This is a genomic window from Agromyces italicus DSM 16388 (assembly GCF_000421545.1).
Lineage (GTDB): Bacteria > Actinomycetota > Actinomycetes > Actinomycetales > Microbacteriaceae > Agromyces > Agromyces italicus.
In genome coordinates, this window is record NZ_ATXF01000009.1 from 93,897 (window position 1) to 119,682 (window position 25,786).

The window sequence follows — 25,786 nt, forward strand, 5'->3', positions numbered from 1 at the left end:
CTGCCACCGAGGCACGCGCGTCGACGACGGTGGCCAACGGCTCGAACAGCTCCCCTCGGTCGCACAGAAACGTCGCTCGAGGCTCGTCTCGTCGCCTCGGTTCAGCCCTCAGCGCCGCCCTCGAGCTCGCGCCTGCGCCGCTCGAGTTCGGCGCGCTTCTCGAAGTACTCGATCTCGCGGTCGAGGTCGGCGAGCTGCTCCTCGGTGGTGCGGGCGTCGGTCGAACGCGGCGTGCCCGCCTGCGGGTCGGTCGGCGGTGCCGGCGCTCGCCCTGCGGGGGTGAAGCCGCCGAGTCCGGCCGCGCGTGACGAGTACTCGCGGCCCAACGCGAACCACAGGATCGTGCCGACGAGCGGCAGCAGCACGACGAGGAGGATCCAGCCGAACTTCGGCAGGTGCTTCACCTCCGACTCGTCGCGCATGATGATGTCGACCAGCGCATACACCAGGGCGGCGAGCGTCAGGATGGTGAACACGAAGGGCATGGGCGTCAGCCTACGACCGGACCCCGCCACCGGTCGAGCGGGGCGGCTCGGCACGGCGCCGAAGGGCTATGACCCGTCTTGTCATCCACGGCTCACGTTCACCCTGAACGCCTAGGCTGAGGTGATGCTGGTCATCAGCTACAACCTCCGCAAACACCGCGCGATCACCGAGCTCGCGGCGCTCGACGAGCGCTACTCCCCCGACGTGCTCTGCCTGCAGGAATGCGACACCACCGACCTCGCCGAAGAGGTCGGGCGGCTGCGCCTCGCCCACTCGACGACCGGCAATCGGCTCGGGCTCGCCCTCTACTTCCGGCCCGACCGGTTCACACCCCGAGACATCCGCGCATTCGCCCTCAAGAAGTCGCTGCACGACCGCGTGCTGCGACCCGCCCACGAGCGCCTGCTCGGTGCCCGGCTGATCGACCTCCAGCACGACCGCGAGGTGATCGTCGCGTCATTCCATGCGGCGCCGCTCACCGCGCTCAACTCGTTGCGGCGACACCAGATCCACTCGGCGCTCGGCTCGTTGCAGTTGATGGGCCCGCATCTGCCGACCCTCATGGTGGGCGACTACAACTACCCCGTCTTCAAGGACAACCTCGCCGAGAAGGTGCGCGACGCCGGCTACGAGCTCACCCTCAGCGACAGCCGCACGTACACGCGCTACAAGTACTTCCGCGGGCACTTCGACTTCGCGACCTCGGCCGACTTCGAGATCCGCCGCGTCGAGACGCTGCCGCGCGGATCGAGCGACCACCTGCCCATCCTCATCGACGCGCAGTACGTGGGCACGCACGCCGAGGACGAGATCGACGTCGTCATCTGATCACTCCCCTGGCGCGGCGGTGCAGCTCACCGCCCGAGCAGTTCGTTCAGCCAGCCCGGCCCGGCAGTGAGCACGTCGTCGGCGAGCCTGGCGCGCAGCCCGCGGTCGGCGGTCACGACCAGGGTTCGATGCGGGGATGCCTCGTCGCCGGCGAACTCGACGATGCTGGCGTCGCCGTCGGCCGGAGCGGCGACCACCGCGATGCCGTCGGGTCGGACCGCGGCCTTCGCCGCTCCCTCGACCACGGCCACGACCCCGGCGATGCGGAGCACGGCCCCGTCGGGGCCGCGCACCTCACGCCCGACGAGCGGCGGCAGCGCGTCGAGCAGACGGCTCGCCGCGCCGGCGCGGTCGCGCCACCAGCCGTCGGGCCGCGAGCCCATCACGTTGGCGACGTCGACGATGAGCCGCACCGGGGTCGCGTCGTGTCCGTCCATGCGGCGATCCTCCCACGGCCGCGCCGCCGTATCGCATGCGAGCACGACCTCGGCCCGCAACGCTGAGTCGCCGAGCGCCCCAGAGTCGGAGTGGTGCGGCCGGGCGCTCCGCTTGGAGTCGCCCGGCCGCCGGTCAGGTGGTGCCGCCGCCCGGCTACTCGGCAGCCCCGGTGCGGTGGCGACGGCGCGCCGCAACGACGAGCGCTGCGCCGAGTCCCGCGATGAGCACAGCCAGCGGTGCGAGCGCGAGCAGCCCCGCGTCGACGCCGGTCTCCGCGAGGCCGCCGGATGCGGCGGGCTCCGCCCCGGCGCCGTCGGTCTGGCCGCCGTGGCCGTCGCCGTCGCCGTCGTCGCCATCACCCGAGCCGGGCTCACCGCCCGGCACCCCGGCGTCGCCCGGCAGGGTGCCGACGCGGAGCGCGGCGGGCTGCTCGCCGTCGGCGAACCACCACACGGCCCGGGCGGCGGCGGCCGCATCGGCGTCGGCAGTGAGCCCGGACGACGTCGCCGCGGCGCGCACCCCGGCGCCGGTCGCGCCGGCCGTCGCGGGCATCGTCGCGAAGCCCTCGTTGTTGAGGTTCGGCATGCCTGAGGGGCGGGCGAACAGGCTGATCTCGGGAGCCCCGCCGGTGAACGCGATACGGGCCGAGCGACCCTCGCAGCCGTCATCGCAGACGGCCCAGAGCTCGCCGAGCACCGTGTCGTAGTCGAGCGCCATGACCCCGCCGAGTCCCGGGTCGATCTCCGCGACCTGCGCGACCGAGCCGTCGGCGCCGAGCGCGTAGGCGTAGACGAAGCCGTTGTCCTCCACGGCGACGAAGAAGAGCCCGTCACCGTGGCCGGGGTAGTCGGCCGGCTCGTACGGCGCGCCGCTGTTCCGGTCGACGAGAAGGCCGGCGAGCGAGACATCCGACACCCATTCGACGGCCTCGATGCCGGTGTTCGCGGCGACCTGCGGCAGGGAGGCGGTGAGGTCCCACTCCTGGGCGGCGACCACGTCGCGGCCGGGCGCCTCGGGGTCGACGGCGAGCACGACGTTCTGGTTCACGCCCTTCCTCGAGTTGTCGCGCTCGGAGGCGAGGTAGACGCGCCCGTCGCCGTCGACCGTGATGCCCTCGGCGTCGGGGCCGGCCGCGGCCGGGGCGCCCGCGTCTCGCTGGAACCGGGCGCGCTTGCCCTCGGCCCAGCCGTCGGCGAACGAGGCGTCACCCGAGGCCGAGACGTCGAGCTTCCAGAAGGTGCCGGTGCCGTTGTCGACGGCCCAGAGCACGGTGCCGTCCGCGGTCGCCTGCGCGTCGAGGCCCGACGAGTCCTCGAGGAACATCCCGGTGTCGTCGAGCACGGTCACCTCGGCCGAGCCGGGCCATGCCTTCGCGGCGGGCTCCTCGGGTCCGCCGGGCTCGCCGGTGCCGTCGCCGCAGTTCGTCGCGCCCTTGGTGGCGGCCTTCGCATCGGCGAAGTCGCCGGTGCCGTCGGGGCAGCGCGCCCAGGTGACGGTGGCGTGCTCGGTCCAGGCGTACTCGGCGACGGTGAGGCCGCTCGCGTTGCGCACGGTCGCGACGTCCGCGCCGCCGAGCCCGAAGGCGAAGTGGCTGCCGCCGTCGAAGACGAAGAACGCCCCGGGCGCGAGCGTGGTGCCGGCCGCGAGCGGGGCGACGTCGGCCGCGTGCCCGGCGGGATCGCTGTCCATGACGGTCCAGCCCGAGAGATCGATCGGCGCCTCGCCGGTGTTCACGACCTCGACCCAGTCGGTGGCATCGCCGTTCGACTCGACCTCGTTGATCGCGAGGTCGGGCAGCACGCAGTCGTTGGCCGCACCGGGCGTGATCCGGGCGAGCGCGAAGTCGCCTGTCGCGTCGGGGCAGCGCGCGGAGCTCGCGGCCGCCTCGTCGCCGTCGATGGCCGGATGCCCCGTCCACGAGGTCTCGTCGATGAGCGTGCCGTCGGCGCCGAACACGCGGATCGAGTCGGAGCCGCCGATGCCGATCGCGGCCTGGAACGACTGCGGGGCGCCGTTCACGTCGACGCCCTCGGTCTCGGCGTCGACGACGAGCCGCTCGCCCGCGGCGAGGCTCGCGCCGGCCGCGAAGAACCAGCGGTGGTCGTCGGAGTTGTCGCGGATCTCGACGCCTGCGAGGTCGACGGCCGCGTCGCCCGGGTTGATGAGCTCGATCCAGTCGGCGGGGCCCGAGTCGACCTCGTTGAGCACGATGGTGCCGGCTGCGGCCGGGGTCTCGCAGGTGTTCGGCGCACCGAGGGTGAGTGCGGTGCCGTGCGCCCAGTCGCCGCCGTCGGCGCAGCGCGACCAGTCGCCGAGCGGCGCCGTTGCGGCGTAGGCGTACGAGTCGACGTCGGCGTCGGCCGCGTCGACGAGCGTGACCGTGTCGCCCTTGCCGAGTCCGAACGGGAATCCGAGCGGGGCGCCGTCCTTCTCGAGCACGAGGAACCCGCCGGCGGCGAGGCTCGTGCCCGCGGGGATCACGCCCGCCTCCTCGCGCTGGTCGTCGAAGACCTTCCAGCCCGAGAGATCCACGCTGGATGCCCCGGCGTTGAACAGTTCGACCGAGTCGACCGCCCCGGCGACGACGTCGTCGTAGACGATCTCGTTGACGACGACGCCGGCCTCCGCGGCGGTGGCGAGGCTCGGGCTCGCGGCGACCGCGAGGCCCGAGGCCGCGACGGCGAGCGCGGCGAGCATCGCGGGCACGTGCCGGCGCGGGGTGGTGGACGGATTCGGGTGCTGCACGGGCATGCTGGCGCTCCTGACGCGGGCGGGTGCGGGGTCGGGAGCCACTCGACCGGGCCTCGGTGACGCGAATCCCACGCGCGGGTGAACGGACGGTGTCGGGCGGCTGTCCGAACCCGGTCGCGGACGCGCACCGTCACGCGGTTCGCCCCGGCCGCGGGGTCGGGCGAGGATGGAACCATGCAGATGATCGTCATCGGCGCCGGCGCCTGGGGGCTGCCCGCGGCCGCCGAGCTCGCCGAACGCGGACACCGGGTCACCCTCGTCGACCGGTACGGGCCCGCGAACCCGCTGTCGTCGTCGCACGGTCCGACCCGCATCTGGCGGCTCGCCGATCCTGACCCTGCGAAGATCACGATGACCCGGCAGAGCCTCGCCGCGATGGAGCGGCTCTCGCGGATCGCGGGCGAACCGGTGTTCCTGCGGCGCGGCCTCGTGTGGCGCGACTCGGCCTCGGCGCTCGACGCCTTCGAGTGGGCACTCGCGATGGAAGGCATCCCCCATCTGCGGCTGGCCGCCGACCGGGTCGGCTCGCGGTTCCCCGGGCTCGTGCCCGACGGGCGCGGCGCGATCTTCACCTCCGAGGCGGGCCCGGTGCTCGCCGAGGTCTCGCTGCGGGCGCAGCTGTTGCGCTTCGAACGGGCGGGCGGCACGCTGCGCATCGCGCACGTCGTCGACGTCGAGGCGCCTGTGCCTACGGAGGCCGGCACGGGCGACGGCCCGCACCGGGTGCATCTGGCCGGCGGTGAGACGCTCGAGGCCGATGCGCTCGTCGTCGCGGCCGGCCCCGGGGCATCCGCCCTGCTCGAGCGTCTCGGGCTCGACGTGCCGCTGCGCCCGCACCTCGAGCAGGTCGTGCACGTCGCCGACCCGGCTCAGCCGTTCGACGAGCTGCCCGACCTCATCGACATCGCGAGCGGCGACCGGCCGACGCTGTACGCCATGACGACGCCGGGGGTGGGCTTCAAGCTCGGACTCGACGCGCCGCTGCGCGACGCCGAGTGGGGCGTCGACGACGACCGCACGCCCGACGCCGCGCGCACCGCGTTGCTGCTCGACTACGCGCGCACCGAGCTCGGCATGCGCGGGGCCGAGGTCGTCGACGCGAAGGTCTGCAGCTGGACGGACTCCCCCGACGGCCGCTTCGTCATCGGCACCCCGCTGCCCGGCGTCACCGTCGCGTGCGGCGACTCGGGCGAGGGCTTCAAGTTCTCGGCGCTCATGGGCCTGGTGCTCGCCGACCTCGCCGAGGGGGTCACGCCCTCGGTCGACCTCGAGCCGTTCCGCTTCGACCGTTTCTCGGGCGGCGGGGCCGGTGCCGGGAGTGGGGCGACCGCCGCGCGGGCCTCGCGCGCCGCGCTCGCCGCTCCGACCTCGCTCGGCGCGCTCGCCGCTCCGACCTCGCTCGGCGGAACGCCGGAAGCATCCGCCTGACGCCACGGACCACCGCCCGCCCGAGGTGCCCGGCGCACGCGAGCACGCCACGACTTCGGCGATCACCACGAAATCGGAGCGCTGGCGCCGAATCGTCCGAAGACGTGGCGATCGCCGAGGCTGCGGCGGCGGCGGGCGGCGGGCGGCGGCGGGCGGCGGGCGGCGGCGGGCGGGCGGCGGGCGGCGGCGGCGGGCGGCGGGCGGCGGGTGGCGGCGGGCGGGCGGCGGGCGGCGGCGGGCGGCGGCAGTGCGCGAGCGCTCCGCGAGAGCGCGTGTCGCGAACACAACACTTGACACGACCCGGCCCCGCGCACTAGCGTCACTCGGCAATGGGTACGCTGATTCACTCCTGAGTGGTGAGCCGTGTCGAGCCTCGCTCCACGGCGCATCGACCGCAGCCGGCACTGACCGGCGCTGATCGACGCGCAACCGACCACTGATCATTCGGCCCGCTGCCGCCGACGCTCGCGCGCACCCACGGTGTTCGCCGACGAGCTCGACCGGCGCTCGCGTCGTCCGCGAACCCGGGCCGGGGAAGGAGCTCTCTCATGTACCCGACCAGCCAACTCTCATTGCACTCCGTGACCAAGCGCTTCGGCGACCGCATCGTGCTCGACCGCGTGGAGCTTTCGCTCCGGCCGGGCGAGCGCGTCGGCGTCATCGGCGACAACGGCTCGGGCAAGTCGACGCTGCTGCGCCTGATCGGCGGCGCGCTGAGCCCCGATGCCGGCGAGCTGATCGCCCGTTTCGCCGGCGGCGTCGGCACCCACGACCAGGTGCTCGAGCTGCCCGCCGGAGCGACCGTTCGCGACGCGATCGACGCCTGCTCCGCGGAGCTGCGTGCCCTCGAGCGTGCGATGCACACCGCAGAACGGGGGCTCGCGGGGATCGACGAGGCCGAGCTCGACGACGCCCTCGCCGAGTACGCGGCACTCACCGCGAGGTTCGAGGCTCGCGACGGCTACGGTGCGCCCGCCCGGCTCGACGCCTCGATCGAGGCGCTCGGTGTCGGCGGCCTCGATCGCGCTCGCGCGTGGCAGACGCTCTCGGGCGGTGAGCGCTCGCGCGTCGCGCTCGCGGCGACCGTCGCGTCGAACCCCGAACTGCTGCTGCTCGACGAGCCGAGCAACGACCTCGACGACGACGCGTGGCGCTGGCTCGTCGAGCGCCTGCGCGCCCACGACGGCACGGTCGTGGTGGTCACGCACGACCGGGCGTTCCTGCAAGCGCTCACGCAGGTGACCTGGGAGGTCGACGCCGCCTCGGTCGCCCGCTACGGCGACGGCTACCAGGGCTACCTCGTCGCGAAGGCGAACGAACGCGAACGGCGCCGATTCGCCTACGAGACGTGGAAGGCCGAGCTCGCGCGCAACCGCGGACTCGTCGCGGCGAACGCCGGGCGGCTCGCCGCGATCCCGCGGAAACTCGACAAGGCGGGCATGGGCACGGGTGCGTTCACGCCCCGCGGTCGCGACCACGGGGCGATGGGCCGCATCCGCAACGCCAAGGCACGGATGTCACGGCTGCTCGCCGAGCCGGTCGCGGCCCCGCCGAAACCGCTCTCGTTCCGGGCGTTCGACCTGGCGCGCACACCCGGCGACGAGGCCGCAGACACCCCCGCCGCCGCCCCGCTCCTCGTGCTCTCGGGAGTGCGAGTGGCCGGGGCATCCGTCGACGATCTCGTGCTCGCGCCCGGCGGGCGCCTCCTCATCACCGGCCGCAACGGCATCGGGAAGACGAGCCTGCTGCGGGTCATCACCGGAGAGCTGCGTGCCGACGCCGGAACCGTGCGGGCGACGCCGCGCATCGGGCACCTGCGCCAGCAGAGCGCGATCCCGCCGAGCCGCCGCACCCTGCTCGAGGCGTACGCGGCGGGCATCCGCGAGGATCTGACCACTGCGGAGGGGCGGCTCATGCCGCTCGGACTGTTCCACCCGCGCGATCTCGCGGTGCCGGTCGGCGCCCTGTCGTACGGGCAGCGGCGACGGCTCGAACTCGCGCTCCTCGTGAGCGAGCCGCACGAGTTGCTGCTGCTCGACGAACCCACGAACCACCTCTCGCCCGACCTCGTCGAGGATCTCGAGGGGGCGCTCGAGACGTTCACGGGTGCGGTCGTGCTCGTCTCGCACGACCGGCTGCTGCGCGAGCGGTTCGGCGGCGAGCGGCTCGATCTGGGGTGAGCGGCCGAGGCGCCCGAGGCTCCGGACGCCTGGGCACAGGCGAACCCGTCGGGGTCGACGAATGGAGCGGCGGGAGCCCGTGGCATCCGCGGCCACGTCGCCGTTGGAGTAGCGCCCGACGAGCGGGGCCGCCCTCAGCCCCGACCGCGGCGCTGGGCCCGCCTCGCCCGCTTCGCGCGAGCGCGCTGCTCGGCCGCGTCGCGCACTGCGATCGAGGCGGCGTCGGGATCGCCGGGCGACAGCACGGCGCGAAGCACGTTGCGTTCGCGCGCGGCGCTCCGCAGGTCGGCCAGGCCGACGAGCGCCGCCACGACGGGTGCCGCGACAGCGACGGCGAGTGCGATCGCAACGGCCACGCCCCCGAGGGGCAGTTCGGGGTCGACGAGTGCCGCGAGCACCACGAAGGCGGCGAAGGGCGCGAACACCGCCACGATGAGGCGCGAGGTCCATAACCCGGCGCGCGGCCCGAGCAGCATCGACTCGGCCACCTCGCCCGGCACCCGCCGCGGTCGTCCGTCGGCGACCCACCGCATCGCGCCCACCTCGACGCGTCGCATCAGCACGAGCCGGACGACGACGAGGGCGGCGGTGACCACCATCGCGCAGGCGATCGCGACGCCGCCCCAGAGGCTCAGCCCGTCGATCAAGCGTTCGATCGGGTCGTCGAAGTAGCGCTCATCGCAACGGCGGCACGGCTGACGCAGCCACACCGAGACGAACCAGATCGCGACCGCCGCCCCGAGCGCGCAGGCGGCGACGACGATCGCGCGATCGATCCGCCGCGTGAAGGTCGGCAGCAGCTGCGGCGGCGGTTCGATCGCGGTGGATGCCTCGCGGCGACGCTGCTCCGAAAGGTCCGCGACGGTGACGGTGTCGGCCCACCCCGCCTCGAGCACCGCCCGACGATATTCCTGCCGCTCCTCGACGCTGACGAGCGACGATCGAACGACCAGCCACCCGAGCACCGCGACGAGGCTCACCCCGATGATCGTCCACACGATCGGGGTGCGGCCTTCGTCGTCGATCAGCGCGAAGAGCAGGCAGAACCCGCCGACGGCCATCGCGATCACGGCGACGACGAGCGCGGCACGGCGGACGTGGCGCGCGGGTAGGATCGCGAGCCGCGCGCGGTGCACCGACGACGGCACCTGCCCCGGCTCGGCGCTCGCGTGGCGCTCGAGCAGCCGCAGGGCCGCCGCGACGTCGAGGGCGCCGAGCAGCGGGATGGTGATCGCCAGTGCGGCCGCGAGTCCGAACAGTGGGAGCACCGTCGCACGCAGGAACGCTTCGACGTCGAGCTCGTGGGAGAGCTGCCAGAGGGCCTCGTCGCCGACGATCGCGGCGATGAGCAGCGCCGCCCAGCTCGCGCCGGTGCCGACGGCGAGCGCGATCGACAGGCCGACCGCCGTTCGCCAGAATGCCGAGTCCGCCGTCTCGGGCACCTCGACGAAGCGGAGCTCCGCCAGCTCGCGCTCGGCGCGGGAGCGCGCCGCACGCCGTCGCTCGGTGCGGGCCGCGCGCCCCGAGCGGGCGCGATCATCGCGTTCGTCCGTGCCCGCCATCGCCTTAGGCCTCCCGCGCGGCGAACTCGCCGTCGACGAGCGCCGCGGTCGACCGGCGGGGGCTTGCAGGCGTGGCGTGCATCCGGGACAGGCTATCGCCTGCGGATCGGGGCGTCGGGGTCGATCGCGGCGAGTGCCGTCTCGAGAGCCTCGGCGAGCGCGCGCACGCCGTCGGCACCGACCGGCGCGAACTCGTGATCGATCGCCGGCAGGTACGCTCGCGCCCCGGCGAGGAAGCGGCGACGACCGTCGGCGGTGAGCACCGCGTAGGCCGAGCGCCCGTCGTCGGGGTTCGCCTCGCGGGCGACGAGCCCCGCGGCGACGAGCTCGTCGACGAGCCGGCTCACCCGGGTGCGACTGAGCACGACGCGCTCCCCCAGCTGGCCCATCGTGAGCGGGCCGCCCTCGTCGTGCAGTTCGAGCAGCACGTCGTACCAGCTGAGCGGCAGGCCGCCCTCGTTCGCGACCGCCCGCTCGAGGCGCGGCAGCACGGCGGCGTGCAGCCGCAAGAGAGACTCCCAGGCGCGTTCGGCATCACTCGGCATGCTCCGACCCTATCAGTTGCGTGCGTGCGCACACATATGCAAGGCTCGCTCTCGACCATTTATGTGCGCCTGCACACACTTGAAGGGACCGAGCCATGACCACGCTCCTGCACATCTCCGCCTCCCCGCGCGGCGAGGCCTCGCACTCGCTCGCGATCGCCACGAGCTTCGTCGAGTCGTTCGAACAGGCGTTGCCCGAGGCATCCGTCGAGCACTGGAACCTCTGGGACGGATCGCTGCCCGCCTTCGGGCCCGACGGGGCCGGCGCCAAGATGCGCGTATTCGCCGGCGAGGAGCCCGTTGGTGCGGAGGAGATCGCCTGGCACCGCGCCCGCCTCGCGTTCGAGCGATTCGCCGCCGCCGACCTCTACCTGTTCAGCCTGCCGATGTGGAACTCGGGCGTGCCCTACATCGCGAAGCAGTTCATCGACGTCGTGAGCCAGCCCGGCTGGGTATTCGGCTTCGACGGCGAGACCGGGTACTCGGGCCTGCTCGAGGGCAAGCGCGCCGCGGTCGTCTACACGAGCGCCGTCTATGGAGAGGGTCGCCCGACGGCCTTCGGCGACGACTTCCAGCGTCCGTTCTTCGAGGGCTGGCTGCACTGGGCCGGCGTCGACGAGATCGACTCGATCGAGTTCCGACCGAACCTCGCGACGGCCGACCCGGAGCCGGGCCGACTCGCCGCCCTCGCCGAGGCACGGCGCCTCGGTGCCGACTTCGCGCGCGACGCGCGGGCCACGGCGGCCTGACGGCGCCCGGGCCGGCGATTCGGGGGGTTCTCCCGATACCGCCCACCCGCCGGCATCGGCTTGGCTCGAGACATGTCTCTCGTCACGTTCCTGCGCGGGTGGGCGGCGATCGCCCTCGGATGCCTGCCGCTCGCCGCCCTCATGCTCAGCCCCCAGCTCATGCGCAGTCGCGCGGGCAGCGAATCGCTGCTGATGGTCGGGATGCTGCTGCTCCTCGCGCTGCTCACCGCGGCGATCGTGCTCGCGCCCGTGCTGAGCGCCGTGGCGACGCCGGTCGCCGGCCGATGGGAGCCGCGGACCGCGCTCCGCTCGACCCGCGAGGTGTGGCGCCGCCGCACCGGGCAGGCGTGGCTGGCGCTCGGCGCGCTCGTGCTCGTCTACGGCGCCGGCCAGGCGATCGGCTACCTCATCGGCGAAGCGGTGCCGTACGTGCACGACAACCCGGCGAGCGCGAGCGACCCGACGGCGCCGATCTGGATCATCGACTACCCGGCCTATGCTCTGCAGGCGGTCGTGCTCTACGCCGTCACCGCTCTCGCGATCGCGATCTACGCGGCGCGACTTCGCGCGCTGGCGCTCGGGAGCGGTCGACCGAGGTCGGAGGGACTTCGCCTCCAGAGCAATGCCAGTTCCCCCTCACCATGAGGTGTGAGGCGCAACCGGCATGGCCGACGCGATACCCCTCGCCTCGAGCAGCGCGTCGTCCCTTCACGCCCCGCCCTCGTCGGCGACCGCGGGCACGTACACCGCGAGGCGCTCGCGAAGCGATCCCGCATGCAGCTCGAAGAGGTGGCCGTCGTCGTCGTAGAAGTAGATCGAGTCGCCCTCACCCTCGACGCGCGAGCGCGGCGGACGGATGTCGAGGCCGAGACCGGCGATCTTCGCGCGAAGGTCGGGGAGGTCGGCCCGCTCGACCTGGAAGGCGACGTGGTTGTAGCTGCGCGGCAACCCGCCGTCGCCCCGCATGGTCGCGACCCAGGTCGCCGCGTCGCCCTCCCCGATGAGGAAGAACCGCTCCTCCGAGAGCGAGAAGGTGTCGCTGCCGCTGTCGTACACGCGCACCGCGCCGAGCACGGTGGTGAGCATGCGCTCCATGCGGTCGAGGTCGCGCACGATGAAGGTCACGTGGCTGAGGCCGCTGCTGGTCACCGCGTCAGACTATCCGGGCGCGCGGTACGGGCGGGTCACGGCGAGAGGAGCGGTAAGCCGCCGCCTGACGAGTTTCGGTGCTGGCCCGGGTGACCGAGCGCCCGCGCAGCACTAGCCTGATCGCGCTCGATCGGCGTGAGGGGGCCCCGCGAATGACCGAATACACCGAGATCAGCACGGTGTCGAAGGGGCTCTTCGTCTTCATTCCCGGGCTGCCACCGCGATCCCTCACGACGCGCGCACCGTGGAAGACCCTCGTCGACCGTCTGCGAGCCGACCTCGAACCGAACTGGCGGGTGGAGGTGTTCGAGCACGAGCTCACCGCGACCTCGCGCGAGGACCTCGACGATGTCGTGCGCCGCCTCGCCGCCCAGATGCGCGACTGGACGGGCGAGCTGTCGACCGATGTCGAGCCGCCCGACGGCATCATCATCGCAGGGCACAGCTTCGGCGGCATCCTCGCGCGCGCGGCCTACCTGCTCGACGCGACGGCGCCCGACGCGACGAACACCGACCGCGACGAGCACCCGTGGACCGGGCTCCTGAAGCGGATCGTGCTGCTCGGCAGCCCGAACTCGGGGTACCGCACCGATGCCCGAAAGACTCCCCTACGCTGGCGCCTCGCCTACGCCCTCGCCACCCCGTTCTTCGACTTCACCTTCGAGAAGGTGATGGCGGGCGGCTACTGGATCACCGATCTCCGCCTCCGCTGGCTCGAGGCCTTCCGCTCGGCGAGCGACCGGCCACGGGTCATCCAGATTCTCGGCACCTCCGACCCGCTCGTGACCCACGCCGACGTGATCGACCAGAAGTTCATGCCGCGCACGAAGGTGTACGAGATCCCGAACGCCGACCATCGCGGGCTCATCGAGGTCGACGCGGCGCCCGACCCGGATCGTCGCTATCGGCAACTGAAGGACGCCATCCTCGGCAGGCCCGACGAGACGTTCGACGACGAGCTCATCCGCAAGTCGGGCCCGACCGCATTCATCCTGCACGGCATCCGGGCCTCGGCGCTCGGCACCTGGGTGGAGGACCTGGGTGCCGACTTCGCTGCGGCATCGGGGCATGCCGACGATGAGGAGACCCTCGTCATCAATCCCGACACCGGGTACTTCAGCGCGCTGGAGTTCGCGCTGCCGGGCACGCGTCGCCGCAAGGTGCACGAGTTCCTGCGGCTCTACGGCGAGGCGTATGCGACGCGCGACCCCGAGCAGTTCGTCTTCGCCGGCCACTCGAACGGCACGTACATGATGGCGCAGTCGCTCGACCGCGTGCCCGCGATGCGGTTCAAACGCATCTACCTCGCCGGCACGGTGCTGCCACGGCGATACGAATGGCAGCGCGTGTTCGAGAACGAGCAGATCGGCCATCGAGGCGAGGCCGGTTGGCAGGCCGGCGAGGTGCGCATCGACCGCGCCACCCGCGACGTGCCCGTCGGGATCCTCTGCTCGTGGCTGCGCGGACTCGGCAGCGCCGACGTCGGCACCGCAGGGGTCGACGGATTCGAGAACATCTCGGGGCGCGCAATCGACCAGCACCGGCGGGTACCGGGAGGGCATGGTGCGGCGCTCAAGAGCCCGGAGCAGTTGCGCGAGATCGCGGGCTACCTCGCGCAGGATTCGGTCGCGGTGGACCGAGCGTCGCGCCGGGCGTCGTCGGCACCGACGACGGCAGCCGCGTCGTCGTCGAGCGCACCGGCAACGGCGACGGCGACGGCGGGGATGACCCCGGCAGCGGCGCCTGGCGCGGCGCCCGGCGCCGAGAGGTCGGGACCCGGCTGGGGCGAACGTCTCTTCAACGGTGCGAGCCGCTTCGTCGGGCTCCGGCCCGTCGCGTGGATCCTGCTGCTCGGCCTCGGAGCGCTCGCCGCGACGGGCCTCGTGAAGCTCGGCCGGGCGAAGGGTGCGAAGGTCGCCGTCGGCACCGGTGCCGCCGCGGGCATCGGCTTCTGGGCACTGCTGCGCTCGATCTGAGCGCGCCGGTGATTGTGCCCGGCCGCAGACGGGAGGATCCTGAGACCATGACCGATCGTGAGGAATTCTTGATTTGGTTGCAGCGCGATGTCGTGCGGGCAGAGCGCGCGATGTTCGACGGCGACGCCGCTCCGCGCCGGGCGATCTGGGCCGAAGACGAACCGGTGACCGTGCTCGGCGCCTGGCGCAACGTCTCGAACCACGCCGAACTCGTCGAGGCGTTCGACGAGCTCTCGACGAGCTTCTCGAACTGCGCCGACTACGAGTTCGACCTGATCTCGTTCGAGGTACTCGGCAAGATGGCCTACACCGTCGGCTACGAGCGGGTCGCCGCGTCGATCGACGGCGAGCCGCGCGCCTTCACGCTGCGCGCCACCCAGGTGTATCGACGCGGCGACGACGGCTGGCGGGTCGTGCACCGGCACGCCGACCGCGTCGGGTAGTCGGGCGGCCTCGTGACCGTCACGGTCGATGCGGACGCCCTCGCGCGCCGAGCGCGAGCCGCTGCTCGACGCCTGCGTCGACGCGCGGCCGCTCGACCCGATCGTCACCGCAGGGCGGGGCTCGTGCTCGCCACGGCCGCTGCGGTCACGGCCCTGTCGGGGTGTGTGCTGCTTCCCGCGGCGATCGACGCCGACGCGCACGCCTTCGCCCGCGGCGAGGTGGCCGACGTGGCCCGCGGTCTGTACGGCGAAGGCGACGCCACCACGATCGAGCACTACGCGCGGGCGGCCGATGAGGCGCTGGGCCGGTACAGCTGGCCGGTGCTCATCGGCTACGAGGCCTACCCGGGTGCGAGCGACGAGGCGCCGGTCGGCCGGCTGCAGTTCCGGGTGGTCGTGCCGAGCCCGGGGTACGGCGCCGAAGATCACGTCGCGTGCTTCTGGTCGGAGTTCGACCGCTACGGGGTGGCGCCCGGCCCCACCGCCGGCGATACCGCCGTCGCCCACGACCTCGACTGCCCACCCGGTGCGCAGAAGATCGACCCGCCGGTCGACACCAGCCCGGTGTACGTGGTGCCAGAGGGCACCGAACAGGTCGTGGTCGACGTGCTCACCGCCGCCCCGCCGGATGCGACGGCCAACGCGATCGTCGCCGAGGTGATCGCGCGGATGCCGCAGCCGTCTGGCCGCTACGACGTCGCGTACGAGCCGACGGCGATCGCCCATCGCGACGCCATCGGCTTCGCGATGGGCCAGGGCGACGAGTGCCTGCTCGTGAAGCGCACCGCCTCAGTCGTCGAGGTCGTGCACGCGCCCTCGATCCTGCTCGAACCCGGCGAGCTCGGCTGTCAGCCGAGCACCGCGCTGCGACCGCCCGAAGATCTGCGGGCCCCGCACTGACGACGAACGACCGGGGCCGGGTGTTCGCACTGGAGCGGTTGCGGTCGCCGCTTCAGGTGGCTTCGCGCGCCGCGGTGCGGCGTCGGGCACAGCGCAGCGGCGCTGCCCTGGCTGCAACCTCGGTACTTCGGTACCGGCGCGCCCGAAGGCTTCCGCGCACCGCACTCGGCCAGTCGAGCAGCGAAGCGTATCGAGACCTCACACGGGGTCTCGATACGCTCCTTCGTCGCTACTCGACCGGCGGACGCGGTTACGCCGCCATCGGCACGACGCCCGACGCCGCGACGACGAACTCGCGGTCGCGCGCGTCGACGTGCACCGCTCCTCCGTCGCCGAGCACACCGCTCACGAAGAGGTCGCTGATGCGGTCGTCGATCTCGCGCTGGATGACCCGGCGCAGGGGCCGCGCGCCGTACTCGGGCTCGTAGCCGCGCTCCGCGAGGAGCGCCACCGCGGCATCCGTCACCTCGAAGGCGACCTCGCGCGCGGCGAGCCGCGACGCGGTGGCGCCGAGCATGAGGCGCACGATCTGCGCGAGCTGCGGCTCGTCGAGCTTCTGGAACAGCACGATCTCGTCGATGCGGTTCAGGAACTCGGGGCGCATGGCCTCGCGCACCTTGCCCATGACGCGGTTGCGCACGTCGTCCTGCGAGCTGAAGCCCGAGGCATCCGTGCCCGCGACGAAGCCGAGCGCACCCGAGCGCGACGCGAGGAACTCGGAACCGAGGTTCGAGGTCATCACGACGACCGTGTTGCGGAAGTCGACCGTACGGCCCTGGCCGTCGGTGAGGAGTCCGTCGTCGAGCACCTGCAGCAGCAGGTTGAACACGTCGGGGTGCGCCTTCTCGATCTCGTCGAACAGCACGATCGAGTACGGGTTGCGCCGCACGCGCTCGGTGAGCTGCCCGGCCTCGTCGTAACCGAGATAGCCGGGAGGGGCGCCGACGAGCCGGCTGACCGTGTGACGCTCGCCGAATTCGCTCATGTCGAGACGAATGACGGATGCCTCGTCGTCGAACAAGCTCGCAGCGAGTGCCTTCGCCAGCTCGGTCTTGCCGACACCCGTCGGGCCGAGGAACAGGAAGCTGCCCACGGGCCGACGCGCGTCGCCCATGCCGGTGCGGCTGCGGCGTACGGCCTTCGCGACGGCGGTGACCGCGTCGTCCTGGCCGATGACCCGCGCGTGCAACTCGCCCTCGAGGTCGCCGAGGCGCTCGCGCTCGCTCTCGGTGAGGCGGTTCACCGGAATGCCGGTGGCCCGCGAGATCACCGCGGCGATCTCGGCCTCGTCGATGACAACACCCCGCTGGTTGAGGAGGCCGCCCGCGGCCGCCTCGAAACCGCTCTGCTGGTTGAGCTCGTCGAAACCCGGGTCTCGAGACGGCGCTGGCGCGCCTCCTCGACCCACAGCAGTCGCCTCGTCGAGCTTCGCCTGCACCTTCGAGATCTCGTCGCGGATGCGCGAGGCTTCTTCATAGTGCTCGGCGCCCACGGCGGCGTTCTTGTCGGCCTCGAGGTCGGCGAGTCGCGCGATGAGCGCGGAGACATCCGTCTTCATGCCGAGCTTCAGGCGCAGCCGCGCCCCGGCCTGGTCGATGAGGTCGATGGCCTTGTCGGGCAGCACGCGGTCGGTGAGATAGCGGGCGCTCAGCTCGACGGAGGCGCGCAGCGCGGCATCCGTGTACTGCACGCCGTGGTGCTCCTCGTAGGCGGGCTTCAGCCCGTGCAGAATCAGCACGGCGTCTTCGATCGAGGGCTCCCCCACGCGCACCGGCTGGAACCGGCGCTCGAGGGCGGGGTCCTTCTCGATGGTGCGGTACTCCTTGAGCGTGGTCGCACCCACGAGGTGCAGCTCGCCGCGCGCAAGGCGGGGCTTCAAGATGTTGCCCGCGTCGGTTCCGCCGTCGCCCGAGCCGCCCGCCCCGACGACCGTGTGGATCTCATCGATGAAGACGATGAGCTCGCCCTTGTGAGCGGCGATCTCCTCCATGGTCTTGGTGAGGCGCTCCTCGAAGTCACCGCGGTAGCGGGTGCCCGCGAGCATGCCGGGCAGGTCGAGCGAGATCACGCGCTTGCCGAGCAGGGCCTCGGGCACGCTCTCCTCGACGATCGCGCGGGCCAGGCCCTCGACGATCGCCGTCTTGCCGACGCCGGCCTCGCCGATCAGCACCGGGTTGTTCTTGGTGCGACGGCTGAGGATCTCGATGGTCTGCTCGATCTCGTCGGCACGGCCGATCACGGGGTCGAGCTCGCCGTTGGCGGCCAGTTCGGTGAGGTCGCTGCCGAACTTGTCGAGCATTGGCGTGTCGGAGTCCGCGGAATCAGGAGGCGCGTCAGCGCCGTCTCGAAATTCGCCAGCCTCCGCGGATTGAGCCTGTCGAAATTCGTCCCGCATCCCGTGCGTCAGCGCCTCGGCGGTCACGCCCGCCCGAGCCAGCACCTGCCCCGCAGGCGCATCCTGCCCGAGCACGAGCGCGAAGAAGAGGTGCTCGGGGTCGATGTAGGTCGAGCCTGCCGAGCGCGCCACCTGATAGCTGTGGAACAGCGCGCGGGAGGCGCTCGGCGTCAGCGTGGCCGAATCCGCTGGTCGAGGAGGCGCGCCAGCGCCGTCTCGAGACCCAGCCGCAGGCAACCGCGCCTCGGTCATCGTGACGATGCGCTCGGGGCTCGCTCCGAGACGCTCGATCGCCTGCGTGACGCTCTCGTCCTCGACGATCACGCGCAGGATGTGCAGGGCGTCGAGCTCGGTCTGGCCGCGCTCGAGCGCGAAGCGTCCTGCTTGACGCAGGATGCCTTGAGTACGGGCGGTCAGGAACCGGCTGAGGTCGATCGACCGAGCCTGACGCGCCTGCTCACCCGCGAGATAGCGGGCGAGAAACTCGTCGAACGAGCTCGCGCCGGCTCCGGGGTTGAAGTCTTCGGGCACCAATCCTCCTGGAGAGTTGAGCGGGGTACGCTCAAGTTCAACGCGGAGGGGGCGCGGGTATTCCCGTGGAGTCGGGTCGGCGACGCGGGGGTCCGGATCCTCGCGATGCCGTTGACGTACCGCGCGCCCGGGCGTAGACCTGAAGCACCCGAGAAGTGAGGTGCCGTCATGGCGAAAGATCTCTTGATCACCCTCGAGGACCACCCCGGCGAGGGGGCTCGACTCGGCGAGGCGCTCGGTCACGCGGGCGTCAACATCGAGGGCATCTGCGCGATCATGGAGGGCGGTCGGGGCGCCGTCCACGTCCTCGTCGACGACGTCTCAGGAGCGAGGGCGGCGCTCGAAGGCGCCGGCATCACGGTCGACGCCGAGACCGACGTCATCGTCAGTCCGGCACTGCCTGATCCCGACTTGGACACACCGGGCGTGTTCGGCGGGATGGCGCGAGCCCTCGCCGACGCGGACATCAACATCTCGCTCGTCTACGTGGCTTCGCGCAACCGGGTCGTGCTCGCGACGAGCGACAACCAGCGGGCGACGCAACTGCTGCAGTCGATGATGTGACGGGCCGACCGCGCACCGACGGCACAGGAGCGCCTCGTAGGCTGAGACCGTGCCCCGTCTTCACACCGAACCCGATCGATCCAAGTGGGTGCCCGTCACGGACTCCCTCGGATTCCGCGGCCGCCGCGCCCGCAAGCAGGCGATCGGCATGCTGCTGTCGCAGGCCAAGGGGCCGGGCGCAGGGCCGGATGCCACGTCGTCGAAGCGCGGCGGCGGCTTCAGCGCGTGGGCGATGAGTCAGGCCGTGCCGTTCCTGATGCGCAAGGCTGCGGGGAGGGTGCTCGTGTGGGTCTGGAAGGCGGAGCCCGACCTGCTGGTGGTGATGGCCCAGGTGCAGGCGGCGACGCCCGAGATCCGGATCGCGCGAGCCTCGATGCCCATCGAGTACGACGACACCGAGGAGTTCCGCGGCACCTACCTCGGCATGGGTGAGAAGCTCGCCATGCCGCTCCCACCCGGCGGTCGCCCGCCGTTCGCCACGTACACGTGGGACCTCGGCACGCACCTCGTGACCGTCACGGCCGTGTGCCGCGATCGCGAGCGGTTCGGCACCGTCATCGGTGCGGTCGACGAGCTCGCACGCGACATCCGCATCGTGGACGACCTCACCGTCGGCGAATCGGCGCCGGTGCTGCGCATCGACCCCGCCTGATCCCGCCGCCCTGCCTCGGCCGCGGCTGGAGGAATCCGCGACGAGGCCCCGGGCGCGCCGGCGAGCGCCGGCCGCGGGAAGTGACCTCTCCTCCACAGGGGCCGTTCCACGCGAACTTTCCACAGGCAGAATCGCAGATCATCTCGGATTTCAGTCGAGATGGAATGTCGGTGGGTGCGTGCAGGATGGGGGTATGGAAGAACCCCGGCGACCGGCGCGGCCGACGCGATCGGCGCAGTCCGCGCTGCACGCGCTGGTTGCCCTCGATCGCGATGTGGCAACGCTCCGTGAGGCGTGGGCCGGCGCGATGCCGGCATGGGGCGCGATCGACGGCACGGCTCAGGTCGACCTCGAACAGATGAGCGACCCGGGTCTCATCCGTGTGACCGATGCCCTCGCGAAGACGCGACGCGAGGTCGACGCCATGCTCGCCCGGGTCGCTGCCGAGGTCGCGAGACGTTCCGGGCCCGAGTTCGGCGAGACCGGGCTCGCGAAGGCGCAGGGGTTCCACAATCCGGTACGGCTCCTCGCGGCATCCACCGGGGCGTCGCGCACCGACGCGCAGCGGCTGATCGCCGTCGGCACCGCCACCGCCGATCGGCAGACCTTCAGCGGCGAACGCGCACCCTCGCGACATCCGCATGTGGCAGCCGCTCTCGCGGCGGCGGCGATCGGGCTCGACGCGGCCTCCGCGATCACCTCAATGCTCGATCGGGCGTCGGCGCGGGCGACTGCCGCGCGAATCGACGTCGTCGAAGCAGCGCTCGTCGGCCTGGCAGCGCAGGTCCCGCTCGAAACCCTCATGCGCGGCGTTCGCGAGGCGGAGGCGCGGCTCGATCCCGACGGCGTCGAACCCCGCGACGACGACCTCCGCACCGAGCGCTCACTGACGATGCGCGAAGACCGTCACGGCATGGTGCACCTGCACGCCTGGCTCGATCCCGAGAGCGCCGCCCCGGTCAAGGCGGCGATCGAGGCCCTCGTCAGCGATGCACTGCGCCGACGCGATCCCGCCGACATCGGCCTCGCGCCAGTCGTGGAAGACCGACGATCGATCGCGCAGATCCAGGTCGACGCGCTCGCCGCGCTCGCACGCCATACGCTCGGTTGCACGCAGACGCTCACGCCACTCGCCAAAACCACCGTGATCGTGCGCGTCGACCTCGACACGCTCGTGAGCGGCCTCGGGCACGCCCGCATCGACGGGATCGAGCAGCCCATCTCGGCCTCCACGGCTCGACGCATGGCCGCCGACGCCGAACTGATTCCCGCCGTGCTCGGCGGCGAGAGCCTCCCGCTCGATCTGGGAAGGTCCGCCCGACTCTTCACCAGAGCACAACGCCTCGCCCTCGGCGAGCGCGACGGCGGCTGCGCCTCGTGCGGCCAGAACATCGGCTACGTCGAAGCGCACCACATCAGCTGGTGGGAGCGAGATGCCGGCCCGACCGACCTCGCGAACGGGGTGATGCTCTGCAGCTTCTGCCATCACAGGATCCACCGCGACGGGTGGAGGATCGACGCGGGCCCGACCGAAGTGTGGTTCATCCCACCGCCGCACATCGACCCCGATCGATTGCCGCGGCTCGGCGGGCGGGCGCGATTCGCGCTGCCGGTGGACCGAGTGGCGTGATCGCGGGCGGGTGCTGCCGAGAGCTCCATGAGCGCCGAGTGCGCTGGGTTCATGGCGCGCCGCGTTCCATCTGTCGCGCCCGCACCGCACGGGCTCGCCGAGCGACCTCAGTGCCCGGGTCCTTGCGCCGAGCCGGCCCCGACGCGTCCGCGAAGCGCTTCGGCAGGCTGTCGTTGACAGTCCGATCATCGCGCGTCGGACCGCTGCCGGCGCACGCGCTTTCGGCGGTCATCGTGGGCCCCGGCGGCCCAGGCTCGTACCCATCGCGGCGTTTCATCGCGAATGCGCCGGTAGCGCGGCGGGCGGCGTCAGCGCTTGCCGCCGTCGACCCACCTCGTGTGCGCACGGAGCCCGTGGAACACGCCCTGACGAATGACCAAGTAGAGAAGCAGCAGACCGATGATCGTTCCAAGAATGAATGCCGCCCATGAGGCGACAGTCGCCAGAATCATCTGCTGCCCGATATCCACAACTGCAACCGTACTGCCCGAAGACGCCACCAGGCGCGACGCCCGCGTGATCGAGCTCCACACGCACCGCCGCCGCCGCCGCTTGCTACCGTGGCCGGATGGAGGAGCAGCTCGCACCCGTCCTCGACCACCTCGACCGGGTAGACCCGGGCGAGATCGTCGGCGCCTACCTGTACGGCTCCGCCCAGTCGGGCGGGCTCCGCCCCGACAGCGACCTCGACCTCCTCGTGCTGACACGACGGTCGCTCACCCGCGACGAGCGCGAGGCGCTGACGCAGGTGCTGCTCGACGCCTCGAGCGGGTCGGCGCACTCCCGTACGCTCTCGGACGGCACGGCCGGCCGGCCGCTCGAACTCACGTGCGTCGTCATCGGCGCGAATCGCCGGTGGCCTGATCCGGCCGAGCACGACTTCCAGTTCGGCGAGTGGATGCGCGCCGACATCCAGGGCGGCCATACCCTGGAGCCGACCATCGACCCCGACGTGCCGATCCTGCTCACGACGGCGCAGACCGCGCACCGGGTGCTGCGAGGCCGCCCGCTCGCCGAGGTCGTCGACCGGGTTCCGCCCGGCGAGCTGCGCGAGGCGATGCTCGCGAGCATCCCCGACATCCTCGGTGAGATCGTCGGCGACGAGCGCAACACGCTGCTCGCGTTCGCGCGCATCGTCACGACGCTGCGCACGGGCGAGATCGTGCCGAAGGATGTCGCGGCCGCATCGGCGGCGACCACGCTGGCGCCGAGAGACCGGATGCTCCTCGAGCGCGCACGGGCGGGCTACCTCGGCGAGGTTGACGACGACTGGACGGGCTTCGCCGACGAGGTCACCGCGCTCTCCCACGCGCTGGCGGCGCAGGCGCACGAACTGGCGGCCCCGGGAGTGATGCCGAACGCCCCCATCGACCACGACGCCGCCCTCTCGATGTGGTCCGAGTACCGCGCCGCGCACCCGGCGATCGCGACCGACGCCGAGACGCCATCGGTCGAGCGGTTCGGCGATCACCCCGAACTGACCGACGGACTGCTCGCGCTCGTGCTCGACGGCACGAAGCGTGCGACCGCGACCCTCGTCGCCGAGTTCGCAGCCGAGCGTCAGCCGCTCCCCCGCATCGGCAGCCACTGGATCGCGTGCGACTCGACCGGCGCGCCCCGCGTCATCCTGCGCAGCACCGAGCTGCGCGTCGGGCCGTTCACCAGCGTCGACGCCGCCTTCGCGCACGATGAAGGCGAAGACGACCGCTCGCTCGACTCCTGGCGCGAGAACCACGCGAGATATTGGCAGCGCACCGCAGCGACGATCGGCATCGACTGGACCGAGCAGCACGAGGTCGTCTTCGAACGGTTCAGCGTCGTCTGGCCGCCCGAGGCCGTCTGAGACCGAATCGTCGAACCCGCGCTGACGACGTCACGCCCGCTCGAGCGGGGCTGTCCGGAGATCTCGAACGAGCCGCGGAGTGCGCCACTGCCCGATGGTCGCGATCCACGTGGCGACGGGGTATGCCAGGCGCACCACGAAATAGTTGACGTACTCGAGCAGGCCGAACAACCAGATGGCCGACACGACGAGCGCGGCGCCGACGGAATCGGGCCACCACGCGATCACTCCGAGGAGGCCCAGTGCCAGCATCACCGGATCCGCCGCCCGGAACACGCGGTACACCCCGGCCCATGCAGCGGGCATCGGCCGGTGTTCCACCCAGCTGCGTGCCGCGAGCCAGTACACGCCCGCCTGCACGAGGATGACGAGCAACGGGATGAGTGCCGACCACAACGCAATGGAACCCGAACCGCCCCCGAGTCCCGGCGCGACCACGAGCGCGGCGACGACCGCGAAGACGAGCGCGGCGGCCAGCTCACCCAGACCGAGGCTCAAGTACTTCCGGCGCAGCACTCGTCGCCGTTCGGTTGACACCCGGACAGGATACCGGCGCGCACCGCCCACGCTCCGAATTCGCAGTGAGGGCTAGGGCTTCCGGCGAGTCGCGCGTAGATTGCGTTATATCGCGTTTCAGGCCTGGCTGCGGCGCCAGGCCACGGCTCGACGAAGGCGGGGACATGAAGGTGGATCACGAACGACGGCTCGTCACGAACGACGCGCTCGGACGCGCCGACGGGAGGTGGGAACCGTGGAGGTACTGCTCTGGATGTTCATCGCGTTCCTGATCCTCGTCGCCGTCTCGATCACGACAGTCGTGCTCGCGCTGCGGGCGATCTCCCGGCGGATCCGCCGGAACCGCGCGGTCGCCGCGACGGCGCTGCGCACGCGGGCCGGTTTCAGCCGGGGTCCGCGCCGGAAGGTGCTCGCGCTGCGCGTGCAGCTCGCCGACACGCTCGACAGCGGGCGGGCGGCGATCGATCTCGCCGAGCAGAGCGGCGGCGCGCACGGCGAGCTCCCTCGGCTCTTCGCTCGCATCAGGGCAGAGGGCGGCGCGCTCGACCTCCAGCTCCGCCTGCTCGAGAGCGAGAGCGCACCGTCGGTGCTCGCGGTCGAACTGCCACTCGCCGCCGATCGCGTCGAGCAGGTGACGGCGCTCGTGCGCCGCCTGCGCGCCGCCGTCGCGTCGGGCCTCGCCGGCTCCACCGACGACACGCTCGGCACCCTCCACTCCGAGATGGAGCGCGAGGTCGCCGCCCTCGCCGCGGGGGTGCAGGAGCTGCAGCGCCTCAACCGTCGCGACGAGGTCGTCGCCCCCACCCGCTTGCCGGCACGACCGCAGACGCGTTCCGCGAGCGCCGTGCGCCGCCCGAATCCGACGTTCGACCTGAAGGAGAACCGACCATGAGCGACAACACCTCGCGCGTCCGCACCATCTTCCGCAGCAAGACCAAGAAGGCCCTCGACAAGATCGAGGACCCGCGCGAAACCCTCGATGACAGCTACGAGCAGCAGCTGAAACTGCTTCAGCAGGTGCGCCAGGCGGTCGCCGACGTCGCGACGGCGAAGAAGCGCGTCGATCTGCAGGGGCAGGAGATGGGCACCCGGTACCAGCGCCTCGGCGAGCAGGCCCGCGAGGCGATGGCGCAGGGGCGCGAAGACCTCGCCCGGGCGGCCCTCGAGCGGCGGGCCCTGCTCGAGTCCCAGGTCGCCAAGCTCCAGGACCAGTACAGCGCCATGCAGCAGCAGACCGCGCAGCTGCAACAGCGCGAGCGTCAGCTGTCCGAGCAGGTCGCCGCATTCCGCATCGAGAAGGAGACGATCAAGGCGACGTACACCGCCTCCGAAGCGCAGGTGAAGGCGAACGAAGCCGTCGCCGGCATCGGGTCGAGCATCGACGACGTCGGCGCCGGCCTCGAGCGCGCCCGCGACCGGGTCGCGCAGATGCAGGCGCGCGCCGCTGCGACCGATGAACTGCTCGCGAGCGGCGCGCTGAAAGACCTCACCGCCGCTCCCGACGCCGACATCGAACGCCAGCTCGCGGTGCTCTCGGCGAAGGCCGAGGTCGATCGCCAGCTCCAGTCGATGAAGCACGATGGCTCGCCGGGCGGCGGGCCGCAGCAGCACCGCGATGGCCCCGACGGGTGGCTGAGCATCGGGCAGGGATCGACGACGCCCTGAGGTAGCGGAGAAGCGTTGCCGACTGCCACGATGCCAGTACACCGAGGTGACGGGAGAATCGATGGCCGAGACGATCGACCGCCCAGCATCGCTCTCGACCCTGCCCGGCGCGACGGTCATCCGCCGCATCCGGAGGATGGCCTTCGCGGCGCTGGGCACGGCGCTCGTCTATTCGGTCATCGGCGCGGCGACCCGAGGCGGATGCGTGGGCGGCTCGACCGCCGACGGCTTCATGGAGGTGAACGGCAGCGCCGCCGACATCACTCCGACGTGCGTGCAACTCACCCTGCGGCCGAGCTGGATCGTGTTCGTCGCGATCGCCGTGACGGTCATCGTGGCGATCACCCTCATCCTCCGGCCCGGGCGGTCGGAGGCATCCGCCCTCCGCATCATCGACCGCGCGGTCGCCGTCATGATCGCCGGCACGCTCGCCTGGGCGGCGTTGACGATGGTCTCGTTCTTCGCGATCCCGCTCGACCCCCCGAGCCCAGGTGAACCCTTCATGATCCCGTTCACGCTCGGCCAGGTCGAGGTCGACCTCACTCCGTAGGAGGG

The 25,786-nt window shown here is 72.0% G+C and carries 24 protein-coding genes; 15 read left to right on the forward strand and 9 right to left on the reverse strand.

What is annotated here, in order from left to right; all coding sequences use genetic code 11:
* Positions 1-101: 101 nt before the first annotated feature.
* Entirely contained in the window at positions 102-485 is a 384-nt protein-coding gene (locus H516_RS0114115) for a PLDc N-terminal domain-containing protein (protein WP_022890357.1), read from the reverse strand.
* 124 nt (positions 486-609) lie between these two features.
* On the opposite strand from H516_RS0114115, the gene H516_RS0114120 reads away from it, so the two are divergent.
* Positions 610-1,314 (forward strand): endonuclease/exonuclease/phosphatase family protein, encoded by a 705-nt coding sequence (locus tag H516_RS0114120; protein WP_022890358.1) that lies wholly within the window; start codon positions 610-612, stop codon positions 1,312-1,314.
* Positions 1,315-1,340: 26 nt separating this feature from the next.
* Here H516_RS0114120 and H516_RS0114125 read toward each other — a convergent pair whose 3' ends face one another.
* Both H516_RS0114125 and H516_RS21420 read right to left on the reverse strand, forming a co-directional pair.
* A complete protein-coding gene (locus H516_RS0114125) occupies positions 1,341-1,751 on the reverse strand; it encodes a hypothetical protein (RefSeq protein WP_022890359.1) in 411 nt (136 codons plus the stop codon).
* A 154-nt stretch (positions 1,752-1,905) separates the two neighbouring features.
* Positions 1,906-4,503: a lamin tail domain-containing protein gene (locus H516_RS21420; RefSeq protein WP_022890360.1), complete on the reverse strand. Its 2,598-nt coding sequence runs from the start codon at positions 4,501-4,503 to the stop codon at positions 1,906-1,908.
* A gap of 174 nt (positions 4,504-4,677) precedes the next feature.
* On the opposite strand from H516_RS21420, the gene H516_RS20280 reads away from it, so the two are divergent.
* Positions 4,678-5,931, forward strand: coding sequence for an FAD-dependent oxidoreductase (locus H516_RS20280; RefSeq protein ID WP_022890361.1), 1,254 nt, complete (start codon positions 4,678-4,680; stop codon positions 5,929-5,931).
* A 548-nt stretch (positions 5,932-6,479) separates the two neighbouring features.
* On the forward strand, positions 6,480-8,111 hold the full coding sequence (locus tag H516_RS0114145; RefSeq protein ID WP_022890362.1) for an ABC-F family ATP-binding cassette domain-containing protein: 1,632 nt from the start codon (positions 6,480-6,482) through the stop codon (positions 8,109-8,111).
* Between the two features lie 134 nt (positions 8,112-8,245).
* Here H516_RS0114145 and H516_RS20285 read toward each other — a convergent pair whose 3' ends face one another.
* Both H516_RS20285 and H516_RS0114155 read right to left on the reverse strand, forming a co-directional pair.
* Positions 8,246-9,673: a hypothetical protein gene (locus H516_RS20285; protein ID WP_022890363.1), complete on the reverse strand. Its 1,428-nt coding sequence runs from the start codon at positions 9,671-9,673 to the stop codon at positions 8,246-8,248.
* Between the two features lie 92 nt (positions 9,674-9,765).
* The gene (locus tag H516_RS0114155) at positions 9,766-10,218 is read right to left on the reverse strand and encodes a MarR family winged helix-turn-helix transcriptional regulator (RefSeq protein WP_022890364.1); all 453 of its coding nucleotides are present in this window, start codon (positions 10,216-10,218) and stop codon (positions 9,766-9,768) included.
* A 95-nt stretch (positions 10,219-10,313) separates the two neighbouring features.
* On the opposite strand from H516_RS0114155, the gene H516_RS0114160 reads away from it, so the two are divergent.
* On the forward strand, positions 10,314-10,967 hold the full coding sequence (locus H516_RS0114160; RefSeq protein WP_022890365.1) for an FMN-dependent NADH-azoreductase: 654 nt from the start codon (positions 10,314-10,316) through the stop codon (positions 10,965-10,967).
* A 72-nt stretch (positions 10,968-11,039) separates the two neighbouring features.
* Positions 11,040-11,612 (forward strand): hypothetical protein, encoded by a 573-nt coding sequence (locus H516_RS20290; RefSeq protein ID WP_022890366.1) that lies wholly within the window; start codon positions 11,040-11,042, stop codon positions 11,610-11,612.
* Between the two features lie 63 nt (positions 11,613-11,675).
* Here H516_RS20290 and fosX read toward each other — a convergent pair whose 3' ends face one another.
* The gene (gene fosX / locus H516_RS0114170) at positions 11,676-12,116 is read right to left on the reverse strand and encodes a FosX/FosE/FosI family fosfomycin resistance hydrolase (protein WP_022890367.1); all 441 of its coding nucleotides are present in this window, start codon (positions 12,114-12,116) and stop codon (positions 11,676-11,678) included.
* Positions 12,117-12,268: 152 nt separating this feature from the next.
* On the opposite strand from fosX, the gene H516_RS0114175 reads away from it, so the two are divergent.
* The 3 genes from H516_RS0114175 to H516_RS0114185 all read left to right on the forward strand — a co-directional run bounded on the left by H516_RS0114175 (position 12,269) and on the right by H516_RS0114185 (position 15,435).
* On the forward strand, positions 12,269-14,092 hold the full coding sequence (locus H516_RS0114175) for an esterase/lipase family protein (protein WP_022890368.1): 1,824 nt from the start codon (positions 12,269-12,271) through the stop codon (positions 14,090-14,092).
* 47 nt (positions 14,093-14,139) lie between these two features.
* Complete coding sequence (locus H516_RS0114180; RefSeq protein WP_022890369.1) at positions 14,140-14,535, forward strand: YybH family protein; 396 nt, start codon at positions 14,140-14,142, stop codon at positions 14,533-14,535.
* A gap of 123 nt (positions 14,536-14,658) precedes the next feature.
* Positions 14,659-15,435, forward strand: coding sequence for a hypothetical protein (locus tag H516_RS0114185; protein ID WP_022890370.1), 777 nt, complete (start codon positions 14,659-14,661; stop codon positions 15,433-15,435).
* A 250-nt stretch (positions 15,436-15,685) separates the two neighbouring features.
* Here H516_RS0114185 and H516_RS0114190 read toward each other — a convergent pair whose 3' ends face one another.
* Positions 15,686-18,361 carry an ATP-dependent Clp protease ATP-binding subunit gene (locus H516_RS0114190; RefSeq protein WP_026378813.1) on the reverse strand — a complete coding sequence of 892 codons (2,676 nt, stop codon included), beginning with the start codon at positions 18,359-18,361 and terminating at the stop codon, positions 15,686-15,688.
* Between the two features lie 168 nt (positions 18,362-18,529).
* On the opposite strand from H516_RS0114190, the gene H516_RS20295 reads away from it, so the two are divergent.
* From H516_RS20295 to H516_RS0114205, 3 genes are all read left to right on the forward strand, one after another.
* Positions 18,530-18,925 carry a hypothetical protein gene (locus tag H516_RS20295; protein WP_022890372.1) on the forward strand — a complete coding sequence of 132 codons (396 nt, stop codon included), beginning with the start codon at positions 18,530-18,532 and terminating at the stop codon, positions 18,923-18,925.
* Positions 18,926-18,974: 49 nt separating this feature from the next.
* A complete protein-coding gene (locus H516_RS0114200; RefSeq protein ID WP_022890373.1) occupies positions 18,975-19,577 on the forward strand; it encodes a hypothetical protein in 603 nt (200 codons plus the stop codon).
* Positions 19,578-19,851: 274 nt separating this feature from the next.
* Entirely contained in the window at positions 19,852-21,207 is a 1,356-nt protein-coding gene (locus H516_RS0114205; RefSeq protein WP_245561836.1) for an HNH endonuclease signature motif containing protein, read from the forward strand.
* Between the two features lie 308 nt (positions 21,208-21,515).
* On the opposite strand, the gene H516_RS0114210 is transcribed toward H516_RS0114205, so the two are convergent.
* On the reverse strand, positions 21,516-21,677 hold the full coding sequence (locus H516_RS0114210; protein WP_157432272.1) for a hypothetical protein: 162 nt from the start codon (positions 21,675-21,677) through the stop codon (positions 21,516-21,518).
* Between the two features lie 98 nt (positions 21,678-21,775).
* On the opposite strand from H516_RS0114210, the gene H516_RS22890 reads away from it, so the two are divergent.
* Positions 21,776-23,050 (forward strand): aminoglycoside adenylyltransferase domain-containing protein, encoded by a 1,275-nt coding sequence (locus tag H516_RS22890; protein WP_211217100.1) that lies wholly within the window; start codon positions 21,776-21,778, stop codon positions 23,048-23,050.
* A gap of 30 nt (positions 23,051-23,080) precedes the next feature.
* Here H516_RS22890 and H516_RS0114225 read toward each other — a convergent pair whose 3' ends face one another.
* Positions 23,081-23,587, reverse strand: a complete 507-nt coding sequence (locus H516_RS0114225) for a hypothetical protein (protein WP_033197227.1) — start codon at positions 23,585-23,587, stop codon at positions 23,081-23,083.
* Between the two features lie 214 nt (positions 23,588-23,801).
* Here H516_RS0114225 and H516_RS0114230 point away from each other — a divergent pair, with 214 nt between their 5' ends.
* The 3 genes from H516_RS0114230 to H516_RS0114240 all read left to right on the forward strand — a co-directional run bounded on the left by H516_RS0114230 (position 23,802) and on the right by H516_RS0114240 (position 25,781).
* Complete coding sequence (locus tag H516_RS0114230) at positions 23,802-24,458, forward strand: hypothetical protein (RefSeq protein ID WP_157432273.1); 657 nt, start codon at positions 23,802-23,804, stop codon at positions 24,456-24,458.
* Positions 24,455-25,231, forward strand: a complete 777-nt coding sequence (locus tag H516_RS20305) for a PspA/IM30 family protein (protein WP_022890378.1) — start codon at positions 24,455-24,457, stop codon at positions 25,229-25,231. Before H516_RS0114230 ends, H516_RS20305 begins: the two co-directional genes overlap by 4 nt.
* Positions 25,232-25,292: 61 nt before the next feature.
* Positions 25,293-25,781, forward strand: a complete 489-nt coding sequence (locus H516_RS0114240) for a hypothetical protein (protein WP_022890379.1) — start codon at positions 25,293-25,295, stop codon at positions 25,779-25,781.
* Positions 25,782-25,786 lie beyond the last annotated feature (5 nt).